This is a genomic window from Actinomadura sp. 9N407 (assembly GCF_044326315.1).
Lineage (GTDB): Bacteria > Actinomycetota > Actinomycetes > Streptosporangiales > Streptosporangiaceae > Spirillospora.
Genome location: NZ_JBIRAW010000017.1, coordinates 167,433 through 193,760 on the forward strand (window position 1 = coordinate 167,433; position 26,328 = coordinate 193,760).

A 26,328-nucleotide genomic window follows, 5' to 3' on the forward strand; every position below is an offset into this window, starting at 1 on the left:
GGCCGCTCCCGCCCGCCCCTCTCAGCGTTCCGCCGGGCGCCGCGTCGCCGGCACGTGCGGATCGACCGTACGGGGCGGGCGGCGGGTGACCGGCACGTACGGCCGGGGCCGGTGCCGCGCGGCGAAGAACGACGCGCGCAGCTCGTGGACCACGTCCTCGGCGGGCCTGGCCACGATCCCGACGATCCGTCCCGAGGCCAGGAACATCACCCGGTCCGACAGCGCCGCCGCCTCCGGCCGGTCGGTCACCGCGATCACGGTCGTACCGAACTCGCCGGTGCACTCGCGGAGCACCGCGAACGTCTCGGCGGTCATCGCGCCGCCGCCCTCGATCTCGTCGACCAGCAGGACGCCGGGGTCCGGCAGCAGCGCGGCGGCGCACATGGTCAGGTGCCGCCGGTCCGCGGACAGCCGGCCGACCGGGGTGCCCAGGTCGCCGGTCAGGCCGAGCACCTCGGTGACCCGCTCGATCCGGACCGCGTCGGCGGGCGAGCCCGCGAGGGCGGCGGCCCACTCCAGGTTCTCCTCGACCGAGCGGTCCAGGAACGGCCGGGCGTGCGAGAGCACGAACCCGACCTCGCCCCGGCAGATCTGCCGGATCTGCTGCGGCAGCCAGGGCCGCGCGTCGCCGCGGCCGACATAGACGCGGCCGACGCTCGGCGGCTCGTGCCCGGCCAGGCAGGCCAGCAGTGTGCTCTTACCGGACCCGGAGGGCCCCATCAGGGCGCAGAGCTCGCCCGCCCGGAACGCGACGTTCACATTGTCGAGGGCGGGCGCGGTGGCGGGGTCGAACGTCTTGGTGAGCCCGGTCGTGTACGCGGCCACCAGGCACTCGTCGGCCCGCTGCCGAAAGGTCCGCTTGCGTGTCCTACTCGGGTGGGTGATGCGCGGCATCGTCATGCAGTTCCCCCGAATTCATCGTGCATGGTGAGGTTCGTCCACTTTGTGGCTATCGACCAGCCTGGTCGACGGTTCGAATCGGGGGCGTAACCACTGCGGAGATCTCTCTTAAAGAACTGCGTTCGGCCGCAGCGGCGGGGGACGTCCCCAACGGCCGAAGCGCCTGCCCGGACGAGCCGTGGCAGGCGCTTCGAGGATCGGTCAGGACACTCGGCGGCGATGGTGCGCGGGGGAGGAGCGGGCGGGGCTCCGGCCGTTCTGGCCGTGCTGGCCGTTCTGGCTCCGCGCCTGCCTCGGGACCGGGATGAGCAGCGCGATCGTCGCGACGAGCAGGGCGAGCACGGCGGTCGGCCGGATCGGCTCCAGGCCGTTCCAGGCCGCGTCGGCGTAGGCGGCCGCGGAGCCGCCTGCGGCGCCGATCCCGAGCGCGAAGGCGAGCACGCCCGCGCCGCAACCGGCCAGGGCGGTCACCTGCCTGCTCCGCCAGCGCCTCTGGTCGTTCCGGAAGTACAGGCCGCGGGCACCGGACCACAGCAGGAGCAGGCCGGCCAGCGCCGCTCCGGTGAGGGCCAGCGGGCGCAGCAGCAGGTCCAGCTCCTCGGTCGCCGCGCTCCGCTCGTTCAGTACGGTCCGCGCGGGGTCGCCGGTGGCCGGGGTCGCCGCGCCGCTCTCGCCCGCCGTCGTCACCATCTCGGGCGGCGGGCCCAGCAGCCCGGCCACGCCCTGGATCGCGACGACCGCGTAGAACAGGCCCGCCGCGATGATCAGGGCGCTCGCCAGCGTCCGGGCCACGGTGGGGGCGAGCGGGGACGGCGCGCGGCGGGGCGGGGGGTCCTCGCGCGGATGCCGGATCAGGACGCCTCGCGCGTCCGTGCCGTCGTACACGATGCTCACTTTCTCCCCCAGAACGTCGGCTCCGCGGCTCGTCCGGCCGGTCTCGTCCGCTGCCCGATCATGAGCCACAATGCCCGGGCCCGACCGCCGGAAACTCTAGAAAGGATCAAGAAACCGGGCGCCGGGTCCGGCGACAATCCCGATGGAACCCCAGGTGAAAGGCGTGGCAAAGTCTCCATCAAGTGATTGACGGAGAGTGGGGCGGCGCCTACCGTGGGACGCATGAGCAGCACCGAATCCGGCCGTGAGCGGATCATCGACGTGGCCACCCGGCTGTTCGCCGCACTCGGCTACGACGGCACGTCCACCCGCATGATCGCCGAGGCCGCCGGCCTGAACATCGCCACCGTCGCCTACCACGCGGGCGGCAAGCGCGATCTCTACCTGGCCGTCATGGAACGTGCCCATCTGGCCGAGCGCGACGCCCTCGAGGAGGCCGCGGCCGCGTTCACGCCCGACCCGGCCGGCGTCCACGAGATGATCGACCGCTATCTGGACTTCTGCGTCGACAACCCCGACATCCCCGCCCTGTGGATGCACCGCTGGCTCTCGGACGCCGCCGACGTGGCCCACCTGGAGAGCGAGTACGTCAAGCCGCTGATCGACGACGTCTGCGCGACCGTGCGGGGCGCGGTGAGCGCCGACGTGGACGTCGAGTACGCCGTGATGACGATCATCTGGTGCACGCACGGCTTCTGCCGGGGCGGGGTCCTGGACGCGGAAGGGCAGCGGACGGGCCTCGGCAGCGCCAAGGAGATCATGCGGTTCCGGGCCCATCTGCACCGCATGATCGCCCGGCTCCTGGCCTTCCCCGACTGAACCCGCCCCGCCTGAACCCGCCCGGAACGAGCGCATCCGGAACGAGCCGACCCCCTAAGGAAGCCCATGCCGTCTGAACCGACCCCCCGAGTCCTGCCGGAAAGCGGCCGCCCGGCCGGCGAACTCCTGGCCGAACTGGCCCGCCTCAAGACCGCCGACCTTCCCGTACGCGGCGGCCAGGTCACCGCCTACGTCTACGACACCGGCCGCGCCGAGATCCACGATCTGGCGTCCCGCGCGTACCTGGAGATGCTGGAGGTCAACGGGCTGGACCCGACCGCGTTCCCGAGCATCGTGGCGCTGGAACGGCAGGTGCTCGGCGCCGTCACCGAGCGGCTCGGCGGCGGCTCCGGCATCTTCACCAGCGGCGGTACGGAGTCGATCATGCTGGCCGTCAAGGCGGCCAGGGACGCCCGCCCGATCGAGGGACGGCCCCAGATCGTCGTCCCCGTCACGGTCCATCCCGCCTTCCACAAGGCGGCCCACTACCTGGGCATGGATATCGTGTCGGTCCCTGTCGACACCACGACCTATAGGGCCGATGCCAAGGCGATGGCTTCGGCGATGACATCCCGTACCGTCCTGGTGGTCGCCTCCGCCCCCTCGTACCCGCACGGCGTCATCGACCCGGTCACCGATATCGCTGCCGCCGCCGCCGAGGCGGGCGTGCTGTGCCATGTGGACGCGTGCGTCGGCGGGTGGATGCTCCCCTGGTTGAGGGAGAGCGGCCGTGCCGTACCGCCGTTCGACCTGTCCGTACCTGGGGTCACCTCGTTGTCATGCGACCTGCACAAGTACGGGTACGCGCCTAAGGGCGCCTCAGTGATCCTGTTCCGGGACGAGTCGTTGCGGCGCCACGCCTACTTCGCCTCAGCGGAGTGGCCCGGCTACACCGTCATCAACTCCACCGTCCAGAGCAGCAAGACCGCGGGTCCGCTTGGCGCGGCCTGGGCCACCATGATGGCCATCGGCGCCCAGGGCTACCGTGACCTGGCCTCCGGTGCGATGCAGGCGGCCGAACGGCTCATGGCAGGAGTGGCAGACATCCCCGGACTGCGCGTACTGGGCACCCCGGACGCGCCCCTGGTGGCCGTCGCCTCCGACGACCCCCAACTCGACGTCTTCGTCATCGCCGACGAGGCGCGGGCACGCGGCTGGTTCTTCCAGCCCCAGCTCTCGTACGAGGGCAGTCCCGCCAACGTGCACTTCACGCTGACCGGCGTGAGCCTCGCAGGCGTCGAGGCACTCCTGCAGGCCCTCAACGAGTCCGCCAAGGCGGCACGTGACGCGGGCCCCACCGAAGTCCCCGCCGAGCTGACCGACGCGCTGGCCACCCTCGACCTCGAAGACCTGGACGACGAGGGCTTCGCAGGGCTCCTCGGCTCCGTGGGAGTGGGGCTCGGCGACGGCGGGCAGCCCGAGATGGCCGTCGTCAACGCCATCCTGAACGCCCTCCCGCCCAGCACCCGGGAGGAACTGCTCGTCCGCTTCCTCTCGGCCCTCTATTCAGGCCACGTCTGACGTAGTAGGCGGTGTCTCAAAGTGGCCTCAGCCACCGCGCGAGCGCGTTACCTGGCCGGGGAGGCGAAGCCGAAGGCGAGCCTCACCGGCCAGATCGCGAAGCGATGTCGCGCTCGCCCAAGGCACGGTCACGGTGCGAGCCGCCAGGCGAGCGCCGTGGGCCGGGTCTTTGAAACACTGCCTAACCGAGCCGGATGAGCCGTTCGGGAATGGACGGCTCGTTCAGGGGCTGGCCCAGTACGAGCGGAATGCTGGACGCGCCGGCCTTGACCGCCCCGACCCGTTCGCCTTGGCCTGCCGTATGGGGAGCGTCACCCTCCGCGCTGACCTGCACGGTCAGGCCAGGCCAGCCCACCACGATCACCGGGGACCCGGCCTGCAACGCCGTCAGGCCGCCGAGCCCGTCGTCCACCTGCGCCACCCGCGCGCCCTGCGGAGCCAAGGTGACCGCCGTGAACGCGCTGTGCGCCGCCGCGAGCAGGTTCCTGCCGGCGGTGAGAGCACCCATGGCACTGGGGGACTGCTGCCCCATGACGGCCCCGAGGATCAGCGTGCTGACCCCGCTCACCTGCTTGCGCGCCGCGAAGACGTAATTGCCGCCCGCCGCGTCGGTGTAGCCGGTCTTGCCGCCGACCACGCCGTACTGGCCGAGCAGGATGTTGCCGCCCTGCCGCACCGCGCTGCCGTCGTCGGGAACGTACGCGCGCTTGCTCACGATCTCGACGAACGCCGGTACCTTCATGGCGGCCCGCAGCAGCTTCAGCTGATCGGACGCCGTGCTCACGGTCGTCGAGAGGTAACCGCTGGGGTCGGTGTAGGTGGTGCTCGTCATCCCCAGGGACTTCGCCGCGTCGTTCATCTTGGCGACGAACGCCTGCGGGTCGCCCGCATCCCAGCGGGCCAGCTCGTGCGCGACGTCGTTCGCGGAGATGACCATCAGGGCTTCGAGCGCCTTGCGTTCGGACAGCTGCTGCCCCGCGGTCACCTCCAGGATCGATTCCCCGCGCGACTTGCGGGCCGGAATCTGCGCCGCCGCTTGCGGAGACACCGTGAACGTGGGCCCCGGCTGCCCTGCGGTCAGCGGGTGGTCACGCAGGAAGACGTACGCCGTCATCACCTTGGCGACGCTGGCGGTGGGCGTCGGAATCGTCCCCCCGGACTCGCCCATGGTGCCGAGCCCCTCCACGTACAGGGCCGACTGCCCTTGCAGAGGCAACGGCAACGTCGGCGCAGACCCAGGGAAGGTGTGGCTGGAAGCCGGAAGCGTGAGTTCCAGGGTCGGGTCGGGAACGGGCCGTACCAGCTGCCCGGCCGCCGCACCCGCCACCAGCACCAGCCCCACGATCGTGGCGATCAGCCACCCGCGCCGCTTCTTCTTCTCTTTCTTGTGCCCGCGCCCTTCTTCAGCAGCGGCTTCATAGACCGCGCCGTAGTCCCGCTCCTGGGCGTACTCGCGCTCCTGGGCGTAGTGATGGGGCTGCGCGTATCCGTGCTGAGGCTGCGCATACTCCTGAGGCTGCGCGTACTGCTGGGGCTCCCCGTACTGCTGCGGCTCCCCGTAGTGCTGAGGCTCCGCGTACTGCTGGGGCTCCGCGTAGTGCTGAGGCTCCGCGTACTGCTGGGGCTCCGCGTACTCCTGCGGTTCTGTGTAGTGCTGAGGTTCCGCATATCCCTGAGGAGCGGCGGCGTACTGCTGGGGCTCTGTATTCCTCGGGGGCGCCGCATAGGACTGGGGCTCTGCATACCTCTGAGGCTCCGCGTAGTGCTGTGGCTGTTCGAACTGCTGCGGGGGAGTGAACGCTTGTGGCGCGGCGTACTGCTGCCGTTGCTGTGGCGGAGTCGCCGGTAGGTCGAGAGAGGTCCGTTCAGCCACCGGCTCGGGGACGGGCACATCCAGCGATGTTCGCGCTGCCGGTGACTCCTCCGCCTGTAGCGCGGCCTTCGCCGGCTCTTCGGGCTCGGGCTCGGGCTCCGGCCCGGGTTCCGGAGGGGCGGGGGTGGCGGGGGCTTCCTCGGCGGCGACGGCCTCTGGAGCCTCCGGCTCTTCCCGTACGGCCTCGGGCGCCGGCGGCTCCGGCTCCGGCACCTGCCTGCGCCTGATCGCGGAGGTGTCGATCTCCGGAACGGTCGGAGCCGCGGTCGCCGGCTTGCCGGACGAGGGGAACATGACGGTCCACTGGCCGGAGGAGCCGGCCCGCACTGACGAGGACTCGGGAGCGGCCGGAGCGTCCTCGGCCTTTCCGGTCTCCTCGGGTTCCTCCGCCTTCTCGGGTTCCTCCGCCTTCTCGGGCTCCTCCGCCTTCTCGAGGTCCTTGGTGCCCTCGATCTCCTCGGGTTCTGCTTCCTCGGGCTTCTCGGGCATTTCCGCGGCCGGTACGACCGGGAACTCGGCGGTGTCCGCCTGAGGGGAATCGTCCTGTTCGGCCGGATCGGCGGGCGCGTCTTCAGGATCCTGCGGGGGCGCTGAACCCTGCACGGCGCGGCCTCCTCGGCTCGTGTCCACGGGCGGGCGGAGCCGTCTCGCCGGCGTTCCCCCGTACACCTCTGAAACATGCGTAGTTTAGCCGGAAAGTTCGCGTGGCCAGGAGCCGGCGATCTGCATCGGACGCGGTGAGTGACCTCGATCCTGCCGGGTAGGGCGACGGTTGTCCCGGGTCGGCGGAGGCCGGCCCACGGGCGAGCCGACCCGCCGAGCCGACCCACGAGGAGCTGCTGACCCATGGCAACGAAGATCCGCGACATCATGACGGGATCGCCGACCTCGGTGTCCCCCGAGCTCGACATCGTCACGGTCGCGCGGGCGATGCGGGACGAGGACATCGGCGCGGTCCTGGTGGCCGAGGACGACACGGTGTACGGGCTGGTGACCGACCGCGACCTGGTGGTACGCGGGCTGGCCGCGGGCGGCGACCCGACCTCGGCCAAGGTCGGCGGAATCTGCAGCGAAATCACGGCCACGATCGGCCCGGACGACTCCGTCGACACGGCCGCCAAGCGGATGCGCGAGCGCTCCGTACGGCGCCTCCCGGTCATCGAGAACGGCAGGCCGGTGGGGATCGTCTCCCTGGGCGACCTGGCGATCGAGAAGGACGACCGGTCTGCCCTCGCCGACATCAGCGCCGCCAAGGGGAACGCCTGACGCCTCCCTGACACCTGGGGGCGCCGGCATCTGAGGGCGCCGGCATCTGGGGGGGGCGCCGGCACTTGAGGGCGTTGACCTCTGAGGACGTTCAGGCGGGGAGGGCCGCCACCAGGCGGTCGAGTTCCTCGTTGGTGTTGTAGTAGTGCACCGAGGCCCGGACGGCCGGGGACACGGCGGCCGGGTCGAACTGCTGATCGCTCCCGTGCGTGACGCTGACGTTGACGCCGCGTTCACGCAACGCGAGCTTCACCCCGGCGGCCTCGTGGCCGTCCACGGTGAACGTCACGATCCCCGACCGCCGCTCCCCTCGGTCCAGGACCTTGATCCCAGGCCGTCCGGCCAGGTCGTCCCTGAGCCGGGCGGCCAGCCGCGTCACCCGCCGCTCGATCTCGTCCAGGCCCAGCGCGACCGCGAGGTCGGCGGCGGCTCCGAGCCCGATCTGCCCCGCGACGAACCGTTCCCAGGTCTCGAAGCGCCGCGCGTCGTCGCGGATCTCGTACGCGTCCGGTGCGGTCCAGGACGCCGAGTGCAGATCCAGGAAGGGCGGCTCCAGGGTCCGCACGAGCGGGCGCCGCACGTACAGGAACCCGGTACCGCGCGGCCCGCGCAGGAACTTGCGCCCGGTGGCCGACAGGATGTCGCAGCCGATCTCGGTGACGTCCACCCTGAGTTGGCCCACCGACTGGCACGCGTCCAGCAGGAACAGCGCGTTCGCCGCCCGGCACAGCCGTCCCACCTCGGCGGCCGGGTTGACGAGGCCGTTGTACGTGGGGATGTGATTGATCGAGACCAGCCGGACGTCCCCCTTGGCCAGCTCCGCCTCCAGCGCCTCCAGCGAGATCTGCCCGTACCGGTCGTCGGGTACGACGTCGACCCGTACGTCCTGCCGGGCCGCGACCTGCAGGTAGGGGATGGCGTTGCTGGCGTACTCGCTGCTGGTGGTCAGGATCCGGTCGCCCGGGACGAACGGGATCGCGTAGAACGCCATGTCCCAGGCCCGGGTGGCGTTCTCCACGTAGGCGATCTCGTCCCGGTCGGCGCCGATGAGCCCGGCGACCGCGTCGTAGAAGCGTTCCAGGGCGGGCTCCGCCTGCTCGGCCGCCTCGTACCCGCCGATCATCGACTCCAGCCGCAGGTGCCCGTCCACGGCGTCGATCACCTGCCGCGGAGGCAGGGCCGCGCCGGCGTTGTTGAGATGGGTCACCCGGGCGCAGCCGGGGGTCTGGGCGCGCAGATCTTCGATGTTCACCGGACTGTCGTACCCGCCTGAGAGTCTCGTCAAGACGCGGGATTTGACCTCAACCATTCTTGAGGATTCATCATCGTCTCGTAGCCGCCCACCGGCGGCGGATCGATGAAAGCGGTGAGACCGATGGACATGGAAGTCACGGCGTGGATGTCCTTGCACCACGCGATGAACGCCCAGGACAGCAGGCCGTTCTCCAAGGCCACGCTCAAGCGCATCGCCCGCTTCGCGGTGCCGCACCGCCGCCACCTGGTCTTCTTCCTCATCTCCAGCGTCGTGATGGCCGTCCTGGCGGTGGCCACCCCCGTCCTCGCCGGCCGGGTCGTCAACGCGATCGTCGGCGGCTCCGACACCGACACCGTCGTCTGGCTGGCCGTGCTGATCGCCGGGCTCGCCGTCGCGGAAGGTGGCCTCGGCCTGGCCAACCGGTGGCTGTCGTCCAGGATCGGTGAGGGCCTGATCCTCGATCTGCGCACCAGCGTGTTCGACCACGTCCAGCGGATGCCGGTGGCCTTCTTCACCCGCACCAGGACGGGTGCCCTGGTCAGCCGGCTCAACAACGATGTGATCGGCGCCCAGCGCGCGTTCAGCGACACGCTCTCCGGTGTGGTGAGCAACCTGGTGATGGTGCTGCTGACCTTCGCCGTCATGGTGCAGATCTCCTGGCAGATCACCCTGCTCGCGCTGATCCTGCTGCCCGTCTTCGTGCTGCCCGCCCGCCGGATGGGCTCCCGGCTGGCCCACCTCGAGCGCGAGGCCGCCCGCCACGACGCGGCCATGAGCACCCAGATGACCGAGCGCTTCTCCGCTCCCGGCGCCACCCTGATCAAGCTGTTCGGCCGGCCCGCCCGCGAGTCCGAGGAGTTCGCCGCCCGCGCCCGCCGCGTCCGCGACATCGGCGTCCGCACCGCGATGGTCCAGCACGTCTTCATCACCGCGCTGACGATGGTCTCGGCCCTGGCGCTCGCCCTCGTCTACGGGCTCGGCGGCTTCTTCTCCCTGCGCGGCCAGCTCGACGCGGGCGCCGTCGTCACCCTCGCGTTCCTGCTCACCCGCCTGTACGCCCCGCTCACGGCCCTGGCCAGCTCGCGGGTCGAGGTGATGAGCGCGCTGGTCAGCTTCGAGCGCGTCTTCGAGGTCCTGGACCTCAAGCCGCTGGTCGCCGAGCCCGCCGAGCCGAAGCCCGCCCCCGAGGGCCCGGCCGCCGTCGAGTTCGACGGGGTCACGTTCGCCTACCCGTCCGCCGACAAGGTCTCCCTCGCCAGCCTCGAAGAGGTCGCCACCCTCGACAGCCGCGGCGGCGTCGACGTCCTGCACGATGTCTCGTTCCGCGTCGAGCCCGGCCAGATGGTCGCCCTCGTCGGCTCCTCGGGCGCCGGCAAGTCCACCATCGCCCAGCTCCTGCCGCGCCTGTACGACGCCGATTCCGGCACCGTCCGGCTGGGTGGCGTCGACGTCCGCGACCTGAGCTTCGCCTCCATCCGGGCCACCCTCGGCATGGTCACCCAGGACGGCCACCTCTTCCACGAGTCCATCCGGGAGAACCTCCTGCTGGCCCGTCCCGAGGCCTCCGAGGACGACCTGTGGGACGTCCTCGAGCGCGCCCGCCTCAAGGTCCTCATCCAGAGCCTGCCCGACGGCCTCGACACGATCGTGGGCGAGCGCGGCTACCGGCTCTCCGGCGGCGAGCGCCAGCGCCTCACCATCGCCCGCCTCCTGCTGGCCCGTCCCCGGGTCGTCATCCTGGACGAGGCCACCGCCCACCTCGACTCCACGTCCGAGGCCGCCGTCCAGGAGGCCCTCACCGAAGCGCTGGAGGGCCGTACCTCGGTGGTGATCGCGCACCGCCTGTCCACGGTCCGCGCCGCCGACCTCATCCTCGTCGTCGAGGACGGCCGCATCGTCGAGCGCGGGACCCACGAGACCCTGCTGGCCGCCGGGGGCCGCTACACCGAGCTCCACCACACCCAGTTCGACCAGCAGACCCCCAAGGCGGCGGCGATGGCCTGACATCCCGCCTCACCACTGCGTCGACCGCGTCCGGCTCTGCCTCGCTCCCGAGCGAGGCAGAGCCGGACGCGGCATGTCACCGACCATGAAAAGGCCCCTCCTTTAGGTGGGGCCAGATGTGACCCATAGGCGTGACCTATCAGGCACCCACCGTCACCGCGTCCTCAGTGAAGTGTCAGCCGTTCTGTTGTGCCATGCGAGAGCCGATACAAGGCGTCACTAATCGCTCACCGGAGTTGGCGGACCACTTTCACGCATGGCACCCATCGGGTACGCCGCGTCACTGTGTCATCACAGATTTCCTGGCAACGAGTCCGGCCTCTCCATTTGGGGCTGGGCTTTGTTTTGTTCGGATCCGTGCGGGTAATCCGCGCCAGTAGCCAGGCGAACGGCGAGGTGAAGCGCAGATGAAATTCCGGACCGGGGTGGCGATCGGAGCCACCACTTATGCGGCTGGGCGATGGGCGCGGGCGTCCGTGCACCGGCTGCGGCCGGGACGGCGCCTCGTCGCCTACTACGAGGCCAAGCTGGAACGTGCCGTACGGCGGCTCACGGCCCGGGCCGAGCAGGGCGGGCCGCTGGTCAAGGCCGCGCTGGCCGGCGTCCGCGCGCTCAGCGAGGGCAAGGGCCCGGTACGGGCGCTGCTGAGCTTCGGCTGGACGGCGCTGAAGGAGACGCTCGCCGGGATCTTCGGGGGCGGCCGGAAGGCGCGGGTCACCACCATCGTGGAGCAGATCGACATCGGAGCGCCGCGCCGGCTGGTGTACGACCAGTGGACGAGGTTCCAGGACTTTCCGTCGTTCATGAAAAAGGTCGTCAGCGTCGATCAGATCGCGGACGAGAAGCTGAACTGGAAGGCCAAGGTCTTCTGGTCCAGCCGGCGCTGGGAGTCCACGATCGTCGATCAGGTACCCGACGACCACATCGCGTGGCGCGCCGATGGCCGGATCGACGGAACGGTCAGTTTCCACGCCCTCGCCCCCGATCTGACCCGCGTGCTGCTGGTGATCGAATACCGCCCCCGCGGCCTGTTCGAGCGGATCGGCGATATCTGGCGGGCACAGGGCCGCCGTGCCCGGCTGGAACTCAAGCATTTCCGCCGCCATGTGATGACGCGTTCCCTCGTACGCCCGGACGAGGTGGAGGGATGGCGCGGCGAGATCCGTGACGGCGAGGTGGTCGGCACCCGCGAACGCGGAAGGGCGCGTGCGAACACGGGTGGAAGGGCGCGTGCGAGCACGGGCTGAACGTCCCTACGGAAACGTCCCTACGGAACGGAGGAATTTCATGAAGCGTGGATCCTGGGCATCGAAACTGCCCACGGGCCAGGTCGCGAAGCGGCTGCCCATCGGTGGCCGGAAGAAGTCGTCCGGCCTGAGCAGGCTCCCGGCCAGGCTTCCGGTCGGAGGCTCCAAGAGCAAGCTGCCCGGCGGGCGGACCGCCGGTACCGCCGGCGGGCTCCTGCTGGGTGCCGGCGCCGCGGTGGCGGCGGCCCGTGCGGCCCAGCGGTTCAGCGGCCGGCGTGGCGAGGGCGAGGGCGACGGCGGCGACGAGCGTCCCGCCGAGGCCGGCGAGGAGCGCGCCGCCGAGCAGCCCGCCGACGGCGGCGAGCGAGAGGCCGAGGGCGGCGAGGAGAAGAAGGGCCTGTTCGGCCGGATGAAGGAGAAGTTCGGCGGCAAGAAGGGCGGTGGCGGTGGCGGCAAGAAGATCAAGGTGACCGATATCGAGGAGCACATCGATATCGGTGCCTCGCGCCGGCTGGTGTACGACCAGTGGACGCGGTTCCAGGACTACCCGTCCTTCATGAAGAAGGTCGTCAGCGTCGACCAGGCCGAGGACGTGAAGCTGAACTGGAAGGCGAAGATCTTCTGGTCCAGCCGCAAGTGGGAGTCCACGATCGTCGAGCAGGTCCCGGACCGGCACATCATCTGGCGTTCCAAGGGCGACAAGGGCCATGTGGACGGCACGGTGAGCTTCCACAAGCTCGCACCCAACCTGACCCGCGTGCTGCTGGTCCTCGAATACCACCCGCAGGGCCTGTTCGAGCGGACCGGGAACATGTGGCGCGCGCAGGGCCGCCGCGTCCGGCTGGAGCTCAAGCACTTCCGCCGGTACGTGATGACGCAGTCGCTGCTGCGCCCCGACGAGATCGAGGGCTGGCGCGGCGAGATCCACGACAGCGAGGTCGTCAAGACCCACGAGGACGCGGTCGCGGAGGAGGAGAAGGCGCAGTCGGAGCCCGAGAAGGAGTCCGCCGAGGCGAAGTGACCGGCATGCCGGACGTGCCGCCACGCGACGCGGTCCGGCCGCCTGAACCGCAGTCTGAAGCGCCGGCTGAAGCAGGCTGAAAGGCCTGGCACGGCCGACCGGCCACTCCTCCGTGTCGTTCCATGGTCTCCGCCGCCGAGCTCCCCGGCGGCGGAGACCACGACCGGAGACCGCCGTACCGCCCACGCAGGCCGCTGAACCGTCCAGCAAGGTCAACGCCGTTCACGGACGTCAACGCCGTCCGCGGACGTCAGCGTGGTGCGCGGACGTCAGCGTGGCGCGGGGCGCGGATTCTCAGGTGTCGAGACCGGCGAGCAGGCGGGCGACATCGAGGCCGCTGTTCAGGTAGTCCACGAACAGCACGTTGTTCAGGGCCCACTTGGACCGCCGGTACCGGACGAGGAAGATGGCGTCGTCGGCCGAGTGGCCGAGATCGATGAGCGTCTGCGCGACGACGAGTCCCGAGCGGTTGTAGCCCGAGTGGCACCGGACGAGGACCTTCCGCCCGTCGCGTACGGCGGTCGCGGCGATCTCCGCGAACCGGCAGACCGCCTCGATCTGCTCGGCGCTGAGCGGGCCGTCCGGCATCGGTGCGTGGTGATGCTCGGTCCGGTCGTCCGGACCGTGGCCTTCACGCGTGTAGAGGCTGAGCACCACGTCGAACTCGTCCCGGACGATCGCCGGCGTGCCGTCCTCGTAGACGTGGCCGCCCATCCACAGGCTGGGGATGATCTCGTTCCAGGGCGCCCCGGCATCGGGCGCTCCCCGTCCCTTGGTGCGCATCCGGCCTCCGCATGTCCAACCGAGCCCCGCAGGTGCGTCACTCAGCCTACTGAGGCCCGAGGCGCAGGACCGTCAGACCCGTCCGTCAGGTCACATTGCCGTCGAGATAGGCCCAGGCGCCTTCGTTCCTGACGAAACGGCTGACCTCGTGGAGTTCGCCGCCCGTGTGATGGGCGCGGAACTCCACCGTTCCCTTGGTGTGGAACGGGCTGCCCTCGGTGGTGTTCAGGATCTCCAGCCGCTCCCACCGAAGGCCCGCCGGAAGGTCGACCACTCGCGGCCGCGTGCTGGGATGCCAGCTCTTGAGCAGGTACGCGGCGTCCTGGACGGCGAAGGCGCTGTACCGGGAACGCATCAACTCCTCGGCCGTCCTGGCCTGGGCCTCGCCACGATGTAGCCGTCCGCAGCAGTCCTGGTACGGAGCGGCGGACCCGCACGGGCACGCGGCCGGACGTTGCGGCTTCCCGGGACGTTCGGGTTTCCGGGGATGTTTGGGCATCCCCTCATTCTGGCCGCTGCACGGCGTCCACCATGACGTCACCCAGGAGTAAGGGTGTGCCGGACGGGCAGGAGCCGGACGTGAGCACCGCCGCGCTGATCGTCATCGACATGCTGAACCCGTACGAGCACCAGGACGCCGATGTCCTGGCGGAGAGCGTCGAGAAGATGGTCGAGCCGTTGCGCGGACTGATCGCCCGGGCCCGCGAACGCGATGACGTGCGCCTGCTGTACGTCAACGACAACTACGGCGACTTCTCGGCCTCGCCCGGCGACCTGGTCGGGAACGCTCTGCGGGGACGGCGGCCGGACCTGGTGGAGCCGATCCGGCCGCCGGACGACTGCCCGTTCCTGGCCAAGGTGAGGCACAGCGTCTTCTACGGCACCGCTCTGGAGTACCTGCTGATCCACGAACGGATCGACAAGATCATTCTGACCGGCCAGGTCACCGAGCAGTGCGTCCTCTACAGCGCGCTGGACGCGTACGTCCGGCACTTCCAGATCAAGGTGCCCCGCGACGCCGTCGCCCACATCGATCCGGAGCTGGGCGACGCCGCCCTGCGGATGATGGAACGCAACATGCGGGCGGAGATCGTCGACGCCGCCGAGTGTCTCGGCTGACCCGTCCGGATCCAGGCGGTACGCCCGGAATGCGGCCTGTGCGGCCGTTGCAGGACGTGGATTCGGGGCAGGGACCCGCACAAGGGGGTGGCGGAATGGCCGATGCCGATGTCGTCGTGGTGGGCCAGGTGGCCCGCGACCTCGTCGTGGTGGTCGATGAAGTGCCCGAGGGCGGCGGGTCCGTTCCGGTACGGACGCGGAGTGAGATGCTCGGCGGCAAGGGCGCCAACCAGGCGGTCGGACTGGCGCAGCTCGGGGTCCGGGTGGCGCTGGCCGGCGCCGTCGGCGAGGACGCGGTCGCCGCCGATCTCCTCGCCCAGGCGAAGGCCGACGGGATCGATACCTCGCACGTGGTGCGACGTGCGGGGGCCACCAGCGCACTGATCATCGACATCGTGGACGGCTCCGCCCGCTGGCGCTACCTGGAGGACATTCCGGACGAGACGCTGGTGACGGAGGCCGACATCGATGCCGCGCGCGGAGCGCTGTCCCGGGCGCGCTACGTCCTCGTCCAGTTGCAGCAGCCGGCCGCGACCGCCCTGCACGCCGCGACCGTGACGCGCGCGGCCGGTGGCCGGGTGGTCCTGGACGGCGTACCGCAGGATCGCGACGCCTGCGCCGGCCTGCTGGGCACCGCCGACATCCTGCGCGCCGACGCGCAGGAGACCGACCTGCTGGCCGGCTCACACATCGGCACGCCGGAGGCCGCCGTACGGCTCGGCCGGGACGTTCTGGGCCGTGGCCCGTCCCTGGTCGCCTTGGCGGTCGCTGACCAGGGCAATATGTTCGTCTGGCCGGACGGTGAACTCTTCCTGCCCCTCGGCGACGCCGATGTGGTGGACACGACGGGCGCCGGAGACGCCCTGGTGGCAGCGCTCACCGCGTCCCTGCTCCGTGGCGAACCACCACGGAACGCCGCACGGCACGCCGTCGAGGCCGCAGCCGCCACGGTCGGTCATCCCGGTGGACGTCCCGCCCTGAGCAGGAGGCGAAGTCCCGGGGAGAAGCGCGCGGATCGACTCCGGTGAACGCACCGGCCTTCCGTGCGTGCTCCAGCACCTCCCGCCACCGCTGCCGCCCCACCGTCCGGGCGCGCATCCGCGCGTACGGGAGGTTCCGGTAGGTCACCTCGATCCTGTCGGGGCCTCCGGACGGTTGATGTCCTTGGCCGCCCCGTACCCGGAGAAGCGGCGGCGGACCATATGGACGGGACGCCGTTGCCTGTCGGACTTGTGGCGTTATCGGGCGAGCCGGGATAATCGCCGGACGCGGCCCGGCTCCACGGGCGGATCCGGCGATCCGGATCTGATGGCGTCGGGAGGCAGAATGCGGCTTTTCGCGGCGGTCGTTCTGGTGGCGGGGCTGTTGACGGCCTGCGGCGACACCCAGAGCGGATCGATCCTCGACAAGGACACCCTGGTCGTGGGGGTACGGCCGGACCTGCCCTCGCTCGGGGTGAAGCGCACGGATGGAACGTTCGAGGGCTTCGACATCGACGTCGCCCGCTATGTCGCGAAACAGCTGGGACGTGACGTCCGCTTCATCCCGGTCCTGGCGGCCGACCGCATCCCGGCGCTGACCTCGAAGCGGGCCGATCTGGTGCTGGCGACGCTCTCGGTCACCCCCGACCGCAAGACCAAGATCGCCTTCGCCGGCCCGTACTACACCTCGTACCAGGACGTCATGGTCCATTCCAAGGACACCGATGTGAAGGCCGTGCGCGACCTGAAGGACCGCAGGTTCTGCGCCGTCGAGGGCGCCGACCCCACCAAACGGCTCCTCGCGCTCCACGGAATGTCCGCCCGGCTCGTCACGGCCAAGGACTACGACGAGTGCATGCGGATGATCCACGGCGGAATGGTCGACGCGATCACCACCAACGACGTGATCCTGGCGGGCCTGATCAAACGGCACGGCCGGCAGACCCGCCTGGTGAACGTCAAGCTCAGCGAGCAGAACACCGGAATCGGCATCCGCCAGGGCGACCCCGACGGCTGCGAGGCGCTCAACCGGGCCATCACCAAGATGTACCAGGACGGCACCACGCGAAAACTGGTCGCCAAATGGTTCGACGGCACCGGCCTCGATGTGTCGATGACCGAAGTCCCGCAATTCGAAGGCTGCGACTGACCCGCTCCCGAGACCCGCGCGACCTCACCTGCGCGTGGCCGGGTTGTAGATCAGATAGGTGAACTGAGGAGCCCGGCCGTCGGGCCCGGCCGCCCCGATCTAGGCGTTGACAAGATGTCTCCGTTTCAGGCAATCTAGGCATCGTCAAGTTTTAGTGAGTCGACGTTGAGGAAGCGCATGACGCACGCCCGCGGCACGATCCGGCAGATGTGGCAGCTGCTGGAGCCCGTACACGCCACGCTCTACTACGCCCCGGAGATGTTCGACGCGGCGGCGGGCCTCGGCCATGCCGTCGACGAGCGGTGGCCGAGCTACTTCTCCTACAGGGCCGCGCCACTCGGCCCGGTAGGTCCGGAGCTGGTGAACGCCCTCTTCTACAGCTTCAGTCCGCAGATGGTGGAGCGGTACAGCGCACCGGCATGGCTGACAGCCACGCCCGAGCAAGTCCTGGACGCTCGGGCCGGCGGGATGGACCGCGTACTACGCAGGCTCCTGGGCGACCGGATCGGTTCGCGGGACTTGGACGAGGCGGCAAAGCTGGCCCGCCGCGCCGCCGAGGCCACGGACACGGCCGGCCGCCCGATGGCCGCCGCGAACGCCGCCCTGCCCTGGCGCGAGGAGCCGCACATGATCCTGTGGCAGGCCGCGACGATCCTGCGCGAGCACCGCGGCGACGGCCACATTGCGGCCCTCCAGGCACACGGCATCGGCCCCATCGACTCCCTGGTCACGCACGCCGCCGTGGGCGCCGCGCCCGAGCAGGTGTTCAGCAGCAGGCAGTGGACCGCCGATCAGTGGACCGCCGCCCGCGAACGCCTCGCGGTCCGCGGCCTGGTGAAGCCCGACGGCACGGCCACCGACGAAGGACACCGGCTCCGTACCGAGGTGGAAAGGCTCACGGACGAACTCGCCGCCGCCCCCTGGAGCGCGCTCGCACCGGCGGAAACGGCCAAGCTGGCCGACCTGCTCATGCCGCCCGTACTGGACATCGTCGGCACCGGACTCCTGCCGATGCAGAGCACCCTGGGCATCGGCATGACGTACGAATAACGCCCTATCCGGTGCGGCCGAGCGAGGAGGGGGCTTCGCGCGCGTCGATCAACTCGTCCCAGTGCCGCTCCGCCCAGGAACACGCCGCCGCCATCGGCTCCAGCAGGCTGCGACCGAGCGGGGTCAGCTCGTAGTCGACCCTGCGTACCGGCGCGGCATGCGCCGTACGGCTGACGAGGCCGTCGCGTTCCAGCGTACGCAGCGACTGGGTGAGCACCTTGGCGGTGACGCCGGGCAAGGGACGCCGCAGCTCGGAGAAGCGACGCGGCCCGTCCTCCAGGCAGCGAATGATCATCCCCGCCCATTTGTCGCCGAACCGGATCGGTGACAGGTCCGACGGGCAGACCGGGTCGAACATGTCCGGATCCAGTGGTTTGGTCACCTGCTCACCGTAGCCGGTATCCGATCGGTAACCACGCTCCCGGCTAGCGTCCGGGCAACGCCGGATCGAACCGGCACCCAGGTGAGGAGTACGCATGAGCAGGATCGTTGTGTTCGGTGCCGGCGGCAGGGCCGGCCGGGCGGCAGTGACGGAAGCACGCCGGCGTGGACACGAGGTCACCGCCGTGGTCCGCGATCCGGCCAAGCACGAGGACTTGGCGGACGGCGTACGCCTGGTAGCCGGAGACGTCACCGACCCCGACGGCGTCGCCGAGGCGGCCCACGGCCACGACGCCGCGATCAGCGCCGCCTTCGACCTCGGAGTAGCTCCCGACGGCTTCGCCACCGCCGCCGCCCGCGCCCTGCTGGACGGGCTCACGCGGGCCGGTACGGGCAGGCTGGTGGCCGTCGGCCTGGCGTCCGTCCTGCCGACCGCGTCCGGCGTCCTCCTGATGGACACCGACGGCTACCCCCAGGACTACCGCACCTTCTACCTGGGACATGCCGCAGGAAACGACACCCTGAGCGCCGCCACCACATCGCTGGACTGGCTGGTCCTGAGCCCGGCCGGGGACTTCGACCACGAGGGTGCCCGTACGGGCCGCTACCGAACGGCCCCCGCCGACGCCGCCAGCCGCATCTCCTACGCCGACTTCGCGATCGCCCTGGTCGACGAGATCGACACACCTGAGCACCACCGCACTCACGTGGGCGTCGAGGAGCACTGACACACGAAAGACGAGAGGCACTGGCCCCGGCCACACCCCGCAAGACCATTCTGATAACCGCAAACGCGCCACCATTCGTACAAGCCAGAACGCCGGTAACGGACGTAGTTCGTCGACCCCTAAGGCTCATCCAGACGACGGCTCAGGCTTGGCTTAACCGCGTCCTGACATCACCTTGCCCGGCTGCTGTCGCGTCGGTCCCGGGGGCTGTAAAGTCCCTGGGGCCCGCGCTCGGTCAATCGTGAGACGGTAGGCCCTGAGGTGAACTGAATGGCTCGTCGTACCGTCCCCGTGTCCGCCACCATCGGTGCTCAACCGTTCGCCTGCACCGTGTGCAGGTCAGAGTGGTTCTGGCATCGAAAGGTCCACTTGACCTCGGGAACGGAGTTCGCGGGCTGGACCAAGCCATCGGCAACGGGCCTGCATTGCACCGTGTGCGGCTACCTGCATTTGTTCTACAACGACAACCTGCAGCTACGAGACCAGCACAGCCCTACCTGAGATGCAGGACTTCCCTGCACATCTTCCGCGGCAGGATCGAAAACGGCGGCTCAGGGCCCCGCATCGCTGCTGAATGAGAAACACCCGGTAACCGTCCAAGCACCCGGACACCCGCCCCCAAAGCGGATCAACTGGACGCCCCGCCCGGCCGGCAGGCGGCCCGTTCACGGGTGTGACGGGCCGCCCGTCTCCAACGTGGTGGTTCGCTGGGGAAGCGGCGTCCATGGCGAGTTCACACGAAAGGGTTGCGCCCAGGTGAACGGCCGGAGATTCTCATATGGTCCAAGGGGCCTCATCCGCGGGGAGATTGCCCATGGGAAGCCGTTCCGGCATGCCGCTGCCACATGCCTGCCGCGAGCCGTCCGATCTTGTGCACGCCCTGACCGCGCTCCATGACGCGGTGCAGAGCTCGGACACGCACATCGGTGAAGTCGCCAAGAGGCTTCCGGGCGTGCCGCACGGTTCGCCCGGCGGGGCCTGTGCACCCCAGGAACCGCTGGAACGCGGCAAAGACGCGCACGGCACCGGAGGAAGCGTCGGTCCCACGGGCGGTCCGGCGGCTGAAGGCGATCCGGGCGGGACGACCCGGCAGGACGGTTCGCGTGACCTGAGCGTTCGGGACCCGGACGATCCGGTCCATGGCCTGCGCCGGCCCGTCTACGAATCGTGGCGGCGTTCCCGGGATGCCGGGATAGCGGTCGCGATCCCTGCCGCGCCTCAGGTGTACGAACCCGGAGACCTCGCCGAGGCCCGTGCCGCGCACCCCCTCGACCCGCACCTGCCGATGCTGCGCGGCCTGTTGCGCTCGTACACCGACGAGACCGAACACCTCATGGTGGTCACTGACGCCGACGGGCATGCGCTGTGGTGCGAGGGGACTCCGGCGGTATTGCGGCAGGCGAGCCGGATCGGGTTGCTGGAGGGCTTCTGCTGGTCGGAACGGTCGATCGGCACCAACGGCATCGGCACCGCGCTGGCCACCGGCGCGCCCCAGTACGTCTATTCGGCCGAGCATCTGGTCTCGTCCCTGCACGGCTGGTCCTGCGCCGGCGCACCGATCGTCGACCCCGACACCGGCCGGGTCATCGGCTGCGTCGATGTCAGCGGCACCGTCAAAGCGCTGCATCCGGCCGCCGTGGCGCTGGTCGGTGCGGCCGCCGCGCTCGCCGAGGCCCAACTGGAACTGCAGATGCGACGCGGTGACGAGTCGCTGCGCGAGCGCTACCGCCGTCACTTGGACGGGTTGCGCGGTGAGCCCGGAGCCCTGGTGACCCCGACCGGCCGCATCCTGCTGGCCGAACCCGCCGAATGGCGCGGACGGCGGATACAGGTGCCGGCCCCCGGCGGTGCCCTTGCGTTCCCCGACGGGAGCCAGGCCGCGGCCGAACCCGTCGGCGAGGTCTTCCTGCTTCGGGCGACGTCGGCCGTACGCCGCCCATCGTCGCCCAGGCCACGTCCGGGGAGCGCCGAAACCCCGCTGGCGCGCGGCCGAACGTCCGGTCCTATCGGTGGCGCCGCAGCGGACACGCCGCTGCTGGCCCTGGCGCTCCTGGGCGACGATCCCCCTTCCGCCTGGATCGACGGCCGCCGGCTGCGGCTGTCGCTGAGGCACGCCGAGATCCTCGCCCTGCTCGCCCTTTACCCGCGAGGCCTCACCGCCGACCGGCTGTCCCTGCACCTGTACGGCGAAGCGAGCAACCCGGTCACGGTCCGCGCCGAGATCCACCGGTTGCGCGCTCAACTCGGCGATGTCGTCCGAGCCAAGCCGTACCGGCTGGATTGCGCCGTGGACGGCGACCTCCTGGCGGTACGGCGGTTGCTGGACGCGGGCGAGGTCGCCGCCGCGATACGGCTCTGGCGCGGAGACCTCCTGCCGCAGTCGGACGTTCCCGCCATCAGAGCCGAACGCGACGAGCTGACGATGCTCCTGCGGCGTTCACTGCTGGATCACGGTGACATCGACCTGCTGTGGACGTACACGCGGACCGAGACAGGCCGAAACGACCTGGAGGTCCTGGAACACCTGAGCGCGCTCCTTCCCCCCGGAGACCCACGCCACGACGCCGTGGCCGCGCGCGGGCGACGGATCCTCACCGAGGACGACTGAACGACACTCGCCCTTTCACCATGCCGACCCCTCACCTGCGACGAACGCGGATCGCACGGATCCGTCACTGTGCGCAACCGATCGATTGCAACGTGCATGCAACGTAGTGCGATCTACCATGCCGCAAGTCGGTCGAACGAGGCCGGCCAAATAGCGGTGTCTCCGATGCGTACCGAACTGGGGAGGGGGGACGCATCGGAGGCACCGTGGCCGACCGCTATTCGCGGAATGGCGCGCCTCGACATTGTCGGGATCATCGCGAGGGGGATTCTGTTTGCTGTGCCTGACTTGCCGCCGGGTGTGCCCGGCGGGACGGCCGGATGAGTACACCACGCGACGCGCACACCTGATCGTTGATCACGGCCTGTGCGCCTGCATGAGCCACGTTCCACCAACGGCAACGCCGACCGGCCGCCTCCAGATCCCCGAGGTGGACGCCGCCGATTCTCAGCGCCACGGGAACCGCGTCCGGCGTTCACCCTGATCACGACCTCGGCGGAGACGGAACTTCCGCAACGGTCATGAAGTCCTCCGCCGCGACATGCCGAATTCTCACACGTCCCGCCGCGATCTCCTGGACCGAATTCGCGCTCGCTTGAGCGACCGACTTGGCGGAACGGTCAATGGCGAGGACGTGCCCCTATGACGACCGTGCCGCCACGGCAAGCGCGGCGGCCCCCGGCCCGCACCCGATCTCCAAAAATCGCGCCTGCTGAGTGAACGGCAACGCGTCCACGGTCTCGGCAAGGCGAGGCGAAAGACTCCCGGACATAGGATCACACTAAACTCTCGAAACGATCAGACGCCGACCCGTTCCACCTCAATCTCAGCGCGAACGCCGGCTCTCGATTTACCGGGCCCCGTGCCGTTCCAGAACATCCAAAGGCCATCCGAGAAGGGAGGCGGGCGTGCGCACGCGGGTTTTCCTGGAGGCGGCCACGGTCGGGGGAGGCTGGACGACCATGCTCGCGGTGCTCTTGGTCGCCAACGCCTACACCAACGAGCCGGAGCCGCCCTACCTGCGGTGGGTGTGGGTGATGCTGGCCGTGGCGGCCGCGTGCGCGGCGGTGGCGGCGCTGGTGGTGGCCGGTCAGTGGCGCGTACGGCAGGACGGCGTCACTCTCAGCCCTGGTCACGTTGCCGGCCTCGGGCTCGGTGCGGCCGTGTGGCTCGTCGGCGGACTGTGGTGTTACTCCTGGCTCATCTTCCACGGGGCCGGGCCCCCGGTCCACTGCACGTTCCCGGGAGTCCAGGGCGAGTCTCACTGCCTGTCTCAAGACGTGGGTGAGTCGCTAGCCTGGCTGCTCGCTCTATCGGCGAACGGCGTACTCGTGTGCTTGGCGATCCTGGCCGGGTTCGGCCGCTGCTCACGCATTGCCGCGCTGCTGTCACCGGCTTTGATCGCTGGTTTGTACGGGCTCGCCCGCCTTCTGCTGGGCCCGCGCTTCCTGTGATCACCCCACGACGACCGCGAGGTTTCCCGGAGCTTGCGTACCCTTTCCCTCCGGTAATTGCCTGAGGGTTGGAGACAGCCTCTTGGGGAGCTTGGAATACAGATGGAACACGCACGCCGGCATATGGCGTCCCAAGCCGGCGTCCGGTGTCACATGCTCTAGAGACGACAGAAGCCGGTTTCCGCAGGTCGAGCGCGGAAACCGGCTGATCGATTTGGGGTGCCCCCTGCAGGATTCGAACCTGCGCACACGGCTCCGGAGGGCGCTGACCCGATCACCATCGGCAACGCTGCTGACCTGCTCTCGAACGGCTCCACGCACTCCGACGCTCGCGGGCGTTCCGCGTATATTCCGGATCTTGGTCAAAGTTTCCGCAGGCCGAGTCGGCTCCACTCCGGCGATCCCTTCATCTAGGATGGCAGCCATGACCGAGCTTCCGGTAGGTGACGATCACCAGGTAATCCGCCTCGGCGGTCAGGCCGCCGTGGTCGTCCCGCTTGATGAGTACCGGCGGCTGCGTGACCTCGAACGCCGTACGGAACTCGTGGAGCAAGCCGACGCGGAAGAGGCACAAGCCTTGGCTGAGTACCGGGCGCAGCAGGACGCGGGAACCGTGAACACGGTCTCGCAGGATGAGGTACGGCGCCGGTTCGGGCTCCCTACCTGATGACCTACAGCGTCACGTGGAGTGAACGGGCTGTCTCCTCCGGATCCCGCTACCTCGCTGACGATGCTGTGGGCCTGGCGCAGGTCATGACCGCCACTGACCTACTCGCTGACGACCCTCGCCCCGCGGGCTCCTTTGCCTACGGCAGTGAGGACCTGCGGCGGATCCGTGTCGGCCGGTACCGGGTCCTCTATGAGATCTATCCGGCAGACCAAAGCATCATCGTCCTGCACGTTGGCCGGGTTGCCTAGCCTGCCGCTGGACCGTGCGGCGTAGCCGCTGTTCTTCACCCCACCTTCCTCCCCCGGCGGGCCCTTCCCGCAGTAACCACCCTGCCTGATCTTCCCGTCTGCCGTCGTCCCACCCCGTAGGGGAAGCGGGCCAGGGCCAGGGGGCGAAGGTGGAGCGCCCCACTGGACGAACGACCTTCGCCCCCTGGCCCTGGTCTGCTTGGCTCGTCTGGGACGTCGGCAGGCGGGACGATCAGGCTTCCACCTCAACTCTCGGCAACCGTCACGTTGCGGGCTGACCTTCCCGGAGCCGGAGTGCCCCCGCCGGAGGCATGTAAGAACATGTGTCTCCGCCTCGATGTACGTCGCGTTCGGCCTGCTGTAGAAGATGGCGGATGGATGCGAACGCCAGACCCCTGGATCAACTCGTGGCTCTTCTCCCACCGCCCGAGAGTCCCGTCCCTGGGATGCGGTCCTGGAAGGAGGTGTTCGAGGAGTTGGGAACCGCCTTGCCGACGGACTTCGTCACCTTGATCGAGCGGTACGGGGCGTTCGAGGTCGGCAGCTTGGGAGAGAGCGATTATGAGGGGCCGCACTATTTGGAGTTTCTTGCGGTCTCTGATCCGCGGGTGGTGCGGAAGCAAGTGACATGGGCACAGGCGGCTGGGATGCGAGCGGATGCCTACAACCCTCTACGCGAGCATGACTCGGAAATGTACCGGCTCTGGCCTGAGCCTGGAGGGTTCCTGGGGTGGGGGACCACGATCGAGGGTGACTGGTTCGGCTGGTTGACCGAAGGCGATCCCGAGGGGTGGCCGATCGTTGCGGACGGCCGGGGCAACGAGTGGATAGATGAGCAACCCTTGCGGATCACGACCACCGAGTTCCTCTTGCACTGGTTCTCCGGCGCTCCGGACCTGCCGTACATGGCCCAGCTCTGGGCGGGGGGAGAGTGGGATCCAGTGGAGTGCAAGTCTCTGCTCTCCTGAGTCCGGCGGCGGCGCGCCCCCCGTGACCGCCGTCAGCCGGAGAGCTGGCCGGCGGCTGCGCGGTGCGCGGCCGTCCGGGCCGCCGGTCGGTGACCGGCGCCCACGCCGCACGCGCCGACCGGCGGAGCCGGGCGGCCGGGGCGGCGACGCGAGCGCCGCCGCCCCTTGATCTTCCTGACCCTCACCCTCGATTCCTACGGGCGGGTGCGGAACGGCGTGCCGGTCGATCCGGACTCCTACGACTACGCGCGGGCGGCGCGGGATGCCCTGCACTTCTCCAAGCTGGTCGATCGGTTCGTGCAGAACCTGCGGCGCTTTGTCGGGCATGACGTGCAGTACTTCGCCACCGTCGAGCCCCAACGGCGCCTCGCCCCGCATCTGCACATGGCCATACGCGGGACCATCTCTCGCGCTGAGCTGCGGCAAGTGGCGGAGGCGACCTATCACCAGGTGTGGTGGCCCTCGACCGATCGCGTCGTCTACTCCGGGCATCGCCTCCCGGTCTGGGACGACTCGGCGGGCGAGGACGGCGGCTACCTGGATCCTGAAACCGGCGCGGTCCTTCCGACCTGGGATGAGGCGCTGGATGAGCTGGGCCAGGACGAGACCGCCGAACCCCTGCACGTGCTCCGGTTCGGGCGCCAGCTCGACGCACAGGGCGTCATGGCCGACTCGCCCGAATCCCGCAAGCTGATCGGCTACCTGACCAAATACCTGGTCAAGGGCGTCTCCGAATGCCATGAGGCCGAGACCACCGCTGAGCGTGACCACGTCGACCGGATGGCCGAGACGCTGCGGTACGAGCCGTGCTCACCGACGTGCGCGAACTGGCTCCGCTACGGCGTCCAGCCCAAGAATCCGCGGGAAGGTCTCGCCCCTGGGTTCTGCAAGGGCAAAGCCCACCGCCGCGAACACCTCGGCTACGGCGGCCGGCGGGTCCTGGTCTCGCGCAAGTGGTCCGGCAAGACCCTCGCCGACCACAAAGCCGACCGAAAGGCATGGGTCCTCGCTCGGCTCGCAGAGGCAGGAATCCCGGTCGTCAATCCGACCGATCCCCAAGCGGTCCACGTGTGGGAACGCGCGGGACCCGGTGACCCGGACGTCAAGCCGGTCGAACAACGGCTCATGCACATGATCAACGAACGCGTACAGCGGCGGGCCCAACTCGACCAGGCCACCGAACAGACCACCCCTGATCTTTCGGCAACTCAGGAGGCCGCGTGAACGTGAATGATGACGACTACATGACCGTTCCTGAGGTTCTAGTGTCCCGAGTCGTTAATTAGTTGGCAGTATGTGGCGAGGGTTTCGAGGATGTCGTCGGCGTGTTTTGTCCACACGAACGGCTTGGGGTCGGCGTTCCACTCGTTGATCCAGACACGGACGTCC

Annotated in this window: 24 protein-coding genes and 1 pseudogene; 17 read left to right on the forward strand and 8 right to left on the reverse strand. The window is 69.6% G+C overall.

Annotated features, from left to right (window positions below; all coding sequences use genetic code 11):
* Positions 1 to 21: 21 nt before the first annotated feature.
* Together ACH34Q_RS26065 and ACH34Q_RS26070 are read right to left on the reverse strand one after the other, a co-directional pair.
* The gene (locus ACH34Q_RS26065) at positions 22 to 900 is read right to left on the reverse strand and encodes an ATP-binding cassette domain-containing protein (protein ID WP_395985684.1); all 879 of its coding nucleotides are present in this window, start codon (positions 898 to 900) and stop codon (positions 22 to 24) included.
* 201 nt (positions 901 to 1,101) lie between these two features.
* Positions 1,102 to 1,794: a hypothetical protein gene (locus ACH34Q_RS26070; RefSeq protein WP_395985685.1), complete on the reverse strand. Its 693-nt coding sequence runs from the start codon at positions 1,792 to 1,794 to the stop codon at positions 1,102 to 1,104.
* 222 nt (positions 1,795 to 2,016) lie between these two features.
* Between ACH34Q_RS26070 and ACH34Q_RS26075 the strand changes: the two genes are divergently transcribed.
* Together ACH34Q_RS26075 and ACH34Q_RS26080 are read left to right on the forward strand one after the other, a co-directional pair.
* Positions 2,017 to 2,613, forward strand: coding sequence for a TetR/AcrR family transcriptional regulator (locus tag ACH34Q_RS26075; RefSeq protein WP_395985686.1), 597 nt, complete (start codon positions 2,017 to 2,019; stop codon positions 2,611 to 2,613).
* 66 nt (positions 2,614 to 2,679) lie between these two features.
* Positions 2,680 to 4,134 (forward strand): pyridoxal phosphate-dependent decarboxylase family protein, encoded by a 1,455-nt coding sequence (locus tag ACH34Q_RS26080; protein WP_395985687.1) that lies wholly within the window; start codon positions 2,680 to 2,682, stop codon positions 4,132 to 4,134.
* Between the two features lie 181 nt (positions 4,135 to 4,315).
* Here the strand turns inward: ACH34Q_RS26080 and ACH34Q_RS26085 are convergent, their stop codons facing one another.
* Positions 4,316 to 6,610 carry a hypothetical protein gene (locus ACH34Q_RS26085; RefSeq protein ID WP_395985688.1) on the reverse strand — a complete coding sequence of 765 codons (2,295 nt, stop codon included), beginning with the start codon at positions 6,608 to 6,610 and terminating at the stop codon, positions 4,316 to 4,318.
* A gap of 243 nt (positions 6,611 to 6,853) precedes the next feature.
* On the opposite strand from ACH34Q_RS26085, the gene ACH34Q_RS26090 reads away from it, so the two are divergent.
* Positions 6,854 to 7,273, forward strand: coding sequence for a CBS domain-containing protein (locus ACH34Q_RS26090; protein ID WP_395985689.1), 420 nt, complete (start codon positions 6,854 to 6,856; stop codon positions 7,271 to 7,273).
* Positions 7,274 to 7,364: 91 nt separating this feature from the next.
* Here ACH34Q_RS26090 and ACH34Q_RS26095 read toward each other — a convergent pair whose 3' ends face one another.
* Positions 7,365 to 8,525 carry an aminotransferase class V-fold PLP-dependent enzyme gene (locus ACH34Q_RS26095; RefSeq protein ID WP_395985690.1) on the reverse strand — a complete coding sequence of 387 codons (1,161 nt, stop codon included), beginning with the start codon at positions 8,523 to 8,525 and terminating at the stop codon, positions 7,365 to 7,367.
* Between the two features lie 123 nt (positions 8,526 to 8,648).
* On the opposite strand from ACH34Q_RS26095, the gene ACH34Q_RS26100 reads away from it, so the two are divergent.
* The 3 genes from ACH34Q_RS26100 to ACH34Q_RS26110 all read left to right on the forward strand — a co-directional run bounded on the left by ACH34Q_RS26100 (position 8,649) and on the right by ACH34Q_RS26110 (position 12,800).
* The gene (locus tag ACH34Q_RS26100; protein WP_395985691.1) at positions 8,649 to 10,532 is read left to right on the forward strand and encodes an ABC transporter ATP-binding protein; all 1,884 of its coding nucleotides are present in this window, start codon (positions 8,649 to 8,651) and stop codon (positions 10,530 to 10,532) included.
* Between the two features lie 407 nt (positions 10,533 to 10,939).
* Complete coding sequence (locus tag ACH34Q_RS26105; RefSeq protein WP_395985692.1) at positions 10,940 to 11,779, forward strand: SRPBCC family protein; 840 nt, start codon at positions 10,940 to 10,942, stop codon at positions 11,777 to 11,779.
* A 40-nt stretch (positions 11,780 to 11,819) separates the two neighbouring features.
* Positions 11,820 to 12,800 carry an SRPBCC family protein gene (locus ACH34Q_RS26110; RefSeq protein ID WP_395985693.1) on the forward strand — a complete coding sequence of 327 codons (981 nt, stop codon included), beginning with the start codon at positions 11,820 to 11,822 and terminating at the stop codon, positions 12,798 to 12,800.
* Positions 12,801 to 13,094: 294 nt separating this feature from the next.
* Here ACH34Q_RS26110 and ACH34Q_RS26115 read toward each other — a convergent pair whose 3' ends face one another.
* On the reverse strand, positions 13,095 to 13,583 hold the full coding sequence (locus ACH34Q_RS26115; protein ID WP_395985694.1) for a hypothetical protein: 489 nt from the start codon (positions 13,581 to 13,583) through the stop codon (positions 13,095 to 13,097).
* 85 nt (positions 13,584 to 13,668) lie between these two features.
* The gene (locus tag ACH34Q_RS26120; protein WP_395985695.1) at positions 13,669 to 14,082 is read right to left on the reverse strand and encodes a YchJ family protein; all 414 of its coding nucleotides are present in this window, start codon (positions 14,080 to 14,082) and stop codon (positions 13,669 to 13,671) included.
* Positions 14,083 to 14,138: 56 nt separating this feature from the next.
* On the opposite strand from ACH34Q_RS26120, the gene ACH34Q_RS26125 reads away from it, so the two are divergent.
* The 4 genes from ACH34Q_RS26125 to ACH34Q_RS26140 all read left to right on the forward strand — a co-directional run bounded on the left by ACH34Q_RS26125 (position 14,139) and on the right by ACH34Q_RS26140 (position 17,882).
* Positions 14,139 to 14,702 (forward strand): cysteine hydrolase family protein, encoded by a 564-nt coding sequence (locus ACH34Q_RS26125; RefSeq protein WP_395985696.1) that lies wholly within the window; start codon positions 14,139 to 14,141, stop codon positions 14,700 to 14,702.
* 95 nt (positions 14,703 to 14,797) lie between these two features.
* Positions 14,798 to 15,730, forward strand: coding sequence for a PfkB family carbohydrate kinase (locus ACH34Q_RS26130; RefSeq protein WP_395985697.1), 933 nt, complete (start codon positions 14,798 to 14,800; stop codon positions 15,728 to 15,730).
* 298 nt (positions 15,731 to 16,028) lie between these two features.
* Positions 16,029 to 16,832 (forward strand): transporter substrate-binding domain-containing protein, encoded by an 804-nt coding sequence (locus ACH34Q_RS26135; protein ID WP_395985698.1) that lies wholly within the window; start codon positions 16,029 to 16,031, stop codon positions 16,830 to 16,832.
* A gap of 177 nt (positions 16,833 to 17,009) precedes the next feature.
* Positions 17,010 to 17,882 carry a hypothetical protein gene (locus tag ACH34Q_RS26140; protein WP_395985699.1) on the forward strand — a complete coding sequence of 291 codons (873 nt, stop codon included), beginning with the start codon at positions 17,010 to 17,012 and terminating at the stop codon, positions 17,880 to 17,882.
* A 4-nt stretch (positions 17,883 to 17,886) separates the two neighbouring features.
* On the opposite strand, the gene ACH34Q_RS26145 is transcribed toward ACH34Q_RS26140, so the two are convergent.
* Entirely contained in the window at positions 17,887 to 18,264 is a 378-nt protein-coding gene (locus ACH34Q_RS26145; RefSeq protein WP_395985700.1) for a winged helix-turn-helix transcriptional regulator, read from the reverse strand.
* Positions 18,265 to 18,358: 94 nt separating this feature from the next.
* Between ACH34Q_RS26145 and ACH34Q_RS26150 the strand changes: the two genes are divergently transcribed.
* From ACH34Q_RS26150 to ACH34Q_RS26180, 7 genes are all read left to right on the forward strand, one after another.
* Positions 18,359 to 18,991 carry an NAD(P)-dependent oxidoreductase gene (locus ACH34Q_RS26150; protein ID WP_395985701.1) on the forward strand — a complete coding sequence of 211 codons (633 nt, stop codon included), beginning with the start codon at positions 18,359 to 18,361 and terminating at the stop codon, positions 18,989 to 18,991.
* 814 nt (positions 18,992 to 19,805) lie between these two features.
* Entirely contained in the window at positions 19,806 to 21,599 is a 1,794-nt protein-coding gene (locus ACH34Q_RS26155) for a GAF domain-containing protein (RefSeq protein ID WP_395985702.1), read from the forward strand.
* A gap of 908 nt (positions 21,600 to 22,507) precedes the next feature.
* Positions 22,508 to 23,053, forward strand: a complete 546-nt coding sequence (locus ACH34Q_RS26160; protein WP_395985703.1) for a hypothetical protein — start codon at positions 22,508 to 22,510, stop codon at positions 23,051 to 23,053.
* Between the two features lie 424 nt (positions 23,054 to 23,477).
* Positions 23,478 to 23,720, forward strand: a complete 243-nt coding sequence (locus tag ACH34Q_RS26165) for a hypothetical protein (protein ID WP_395985704.1) — start codon at positions 23,478 to 23,480, stop codon at positions 23,718 to 23,720.
* Between the two features lie 86 nt (positions 23,721 to 23,806).
* Positions 23,807 to 23,971 (forward strand): type II toxin-antitoxin system RelE/ParE family toxin, encoded by a 165-nt coding sequence (locus tag ACH34Q_RS26170; protein ID WP_395985710.1) that lies wholly within the window; start codon positions 23,807 to 23,809, stop codon positions 23,969 to 23,971.
* Positions 23,972 to 24,345: 374 nt separating this feature from the next.
* Complete coding sequence (locus tag ACH34Q_RS26175; protein WP_395985705.1) at positions 24,346 to 24,939, forward strand: hypothetical protein; 594 nt, start codon at positions 24,346 to 24,348, stop codon at positions 24,937 to 24,939.
* 165 nt (positions 24,940 to 25,104) lie between these two features.
* Positions 25,105 to 26,163 carry a replication initiator gene (locus ACH34Q_RS26180; RefSeq protein WP_395985706.1) on the forward strand — a complete coding sequence of 353 codons (1,059 nt, stop codon included), beginning with the start codon at positions 25,105 to 25,107 and terminating at the stop codon, positions 26,161 to 26,163.
* Between the two features lie 38 nt (positions 26,164 to 26,201).
* Here the strand turns inward: ACH34Q_RS26180 and ACH34Q_RS26185 are convergent.
* A pseudogene (locus ACH34Q_RS26185) lies at positions 26,202 to 26,328 on the reverse strand (IS630 family transposase); the annotation flags it as partial.

What these genes read in the sequence shown, in the direction of transcription:
- ACH34Q_RS26065 (WP_395985684.1), bottom strand. Translation starts at nt 900, where the DNA reads ATGACGATGCCGCGCATCACCCACCCGAGTAGGACACGCAAGCGGACC.
- ACH34Q_RS26075 (WP_395985686.1), top strand. Translation starts at nt 2,017, where the DNA reads ATGAGCAGCACCGAATCCGGCCGTGAGCGGATCATCGACGTGGCCACC.
- ACH34Q_RS26080 (WP_395985687.1), top strand. Translation starts at nt 2,680, where the DNA reads ATGCCGTCTGAACCGACCCCCCGAGTCCTGCCGGAAAGCGGCCGCCCG.
- ACH34Q_RS26090 (WP_395985689.1), top strand. Translation starts at nt 6,854, where the DNA reads ATGGCAACGAAGATCCGCGACATCATGACGGGATCGCCGACCTCGGTG.
- ACH34Q_RS26100 (WP_395985691.1), top strand. Translation starts at nt 8,649, where the DNA reads ATGGACATGGAAGTCACGGCGTGGATGTCCTTGCACCACGCGATGAAC.
- ACH34Q_RS26105 (WP_395985692.1), top strand. Translation starts at nt 10,940, where the DNA reads ATGAAATTCCGGACCGGGGTGGCGATCGGAGCCACCACTTATGCGGCT.
- ACH34Q_RS26110 (WP_395985693.1), top strand. Translation starts at nt 11,820, where the DNA reads ATGAAGCGTGGATCCTGGGCATCGAAACTGCCCACGGGCCAGGTCGCG.
- ACH34Q_RS26115 (WP_395985694.1), bottom strand. Translation starts at nt 13,583, where the DNA reads ATGCGCACCAAGGGACGGGGAGCGCCCGATGCCGGGGCGCCCTGGAAC.
- ACH34Q_RS26120 (WP_395985695.1), bottom strand. Translation starts at nt 14,082, where the DNA reads ATGCCCAAACATCCCCGGAAACCCGAACGTCCCGGGAAGCCGCAACGT.
- ACH34Q_RS26130 (WP_395985697.1), top strand. Translation starts at nt 14,798, where the DNA reads ATGGCCGATGCCGATGTCGTCGTGGTGGGCCAGGTGGCCCGCGACCTC.
- ACH34Q_RS26135 (WP_395985698.1), top strand. Translation starts at nt 16,029, where the DNA reads ATGCGGCTTTTCGCGGCGGTCGTTCTGGTGGCGGGGCTGTTGACGGCC.
- ACH34Q_RS26140 (WP_395985699.1), top strand. Translation starts at nt 17,010, where the DNA reads ATGACGCACGCCCGCGGCACGATCCGGCAGATGTGGCAGCTGCTGGAG.
- ACH34Q_RS26150 (WP_395985701.1), top strand. Translation starts at nt 18,359, where the DNA reads ATGAGCAGGATCGTTGTGTTCGGTGCCGGCGGCAGGGCCGGCCGGGCG.
- ACH34Q_RS26155 (WP_395985702.1), top strand. Translation starts at nt 19,806, where the DNA reads ATGGGAAGCCGTTCCGGCATGCCGCTGCCACATGCCTGCCGCGAGCCG.
- ACH34Q_RS26165 (WP_395985704.1), top strand. Translation starts at nt 23,478, where the DNA reads ATGACCGAGCTTCCGGTAGGTGACGATCACCAGGTAATCCGCCTCGGC.
- ACH34Q_RS26170 (WP_395985710.1), top strand. Translation starts at nt 23,807, where the DNA reads ATGACCGCCACTGACCTACTCGCTGACGACCCTCGCCCCGCGGGCTCC.
- ACH34Q_RS26175 (WP_395985705.1), top strand. Translation starts at nt 24,346, where the DNA reads ATGGATGCGAACGCCAGACCCCTGGATCAACTCGTGGCTCTTCTCCCA.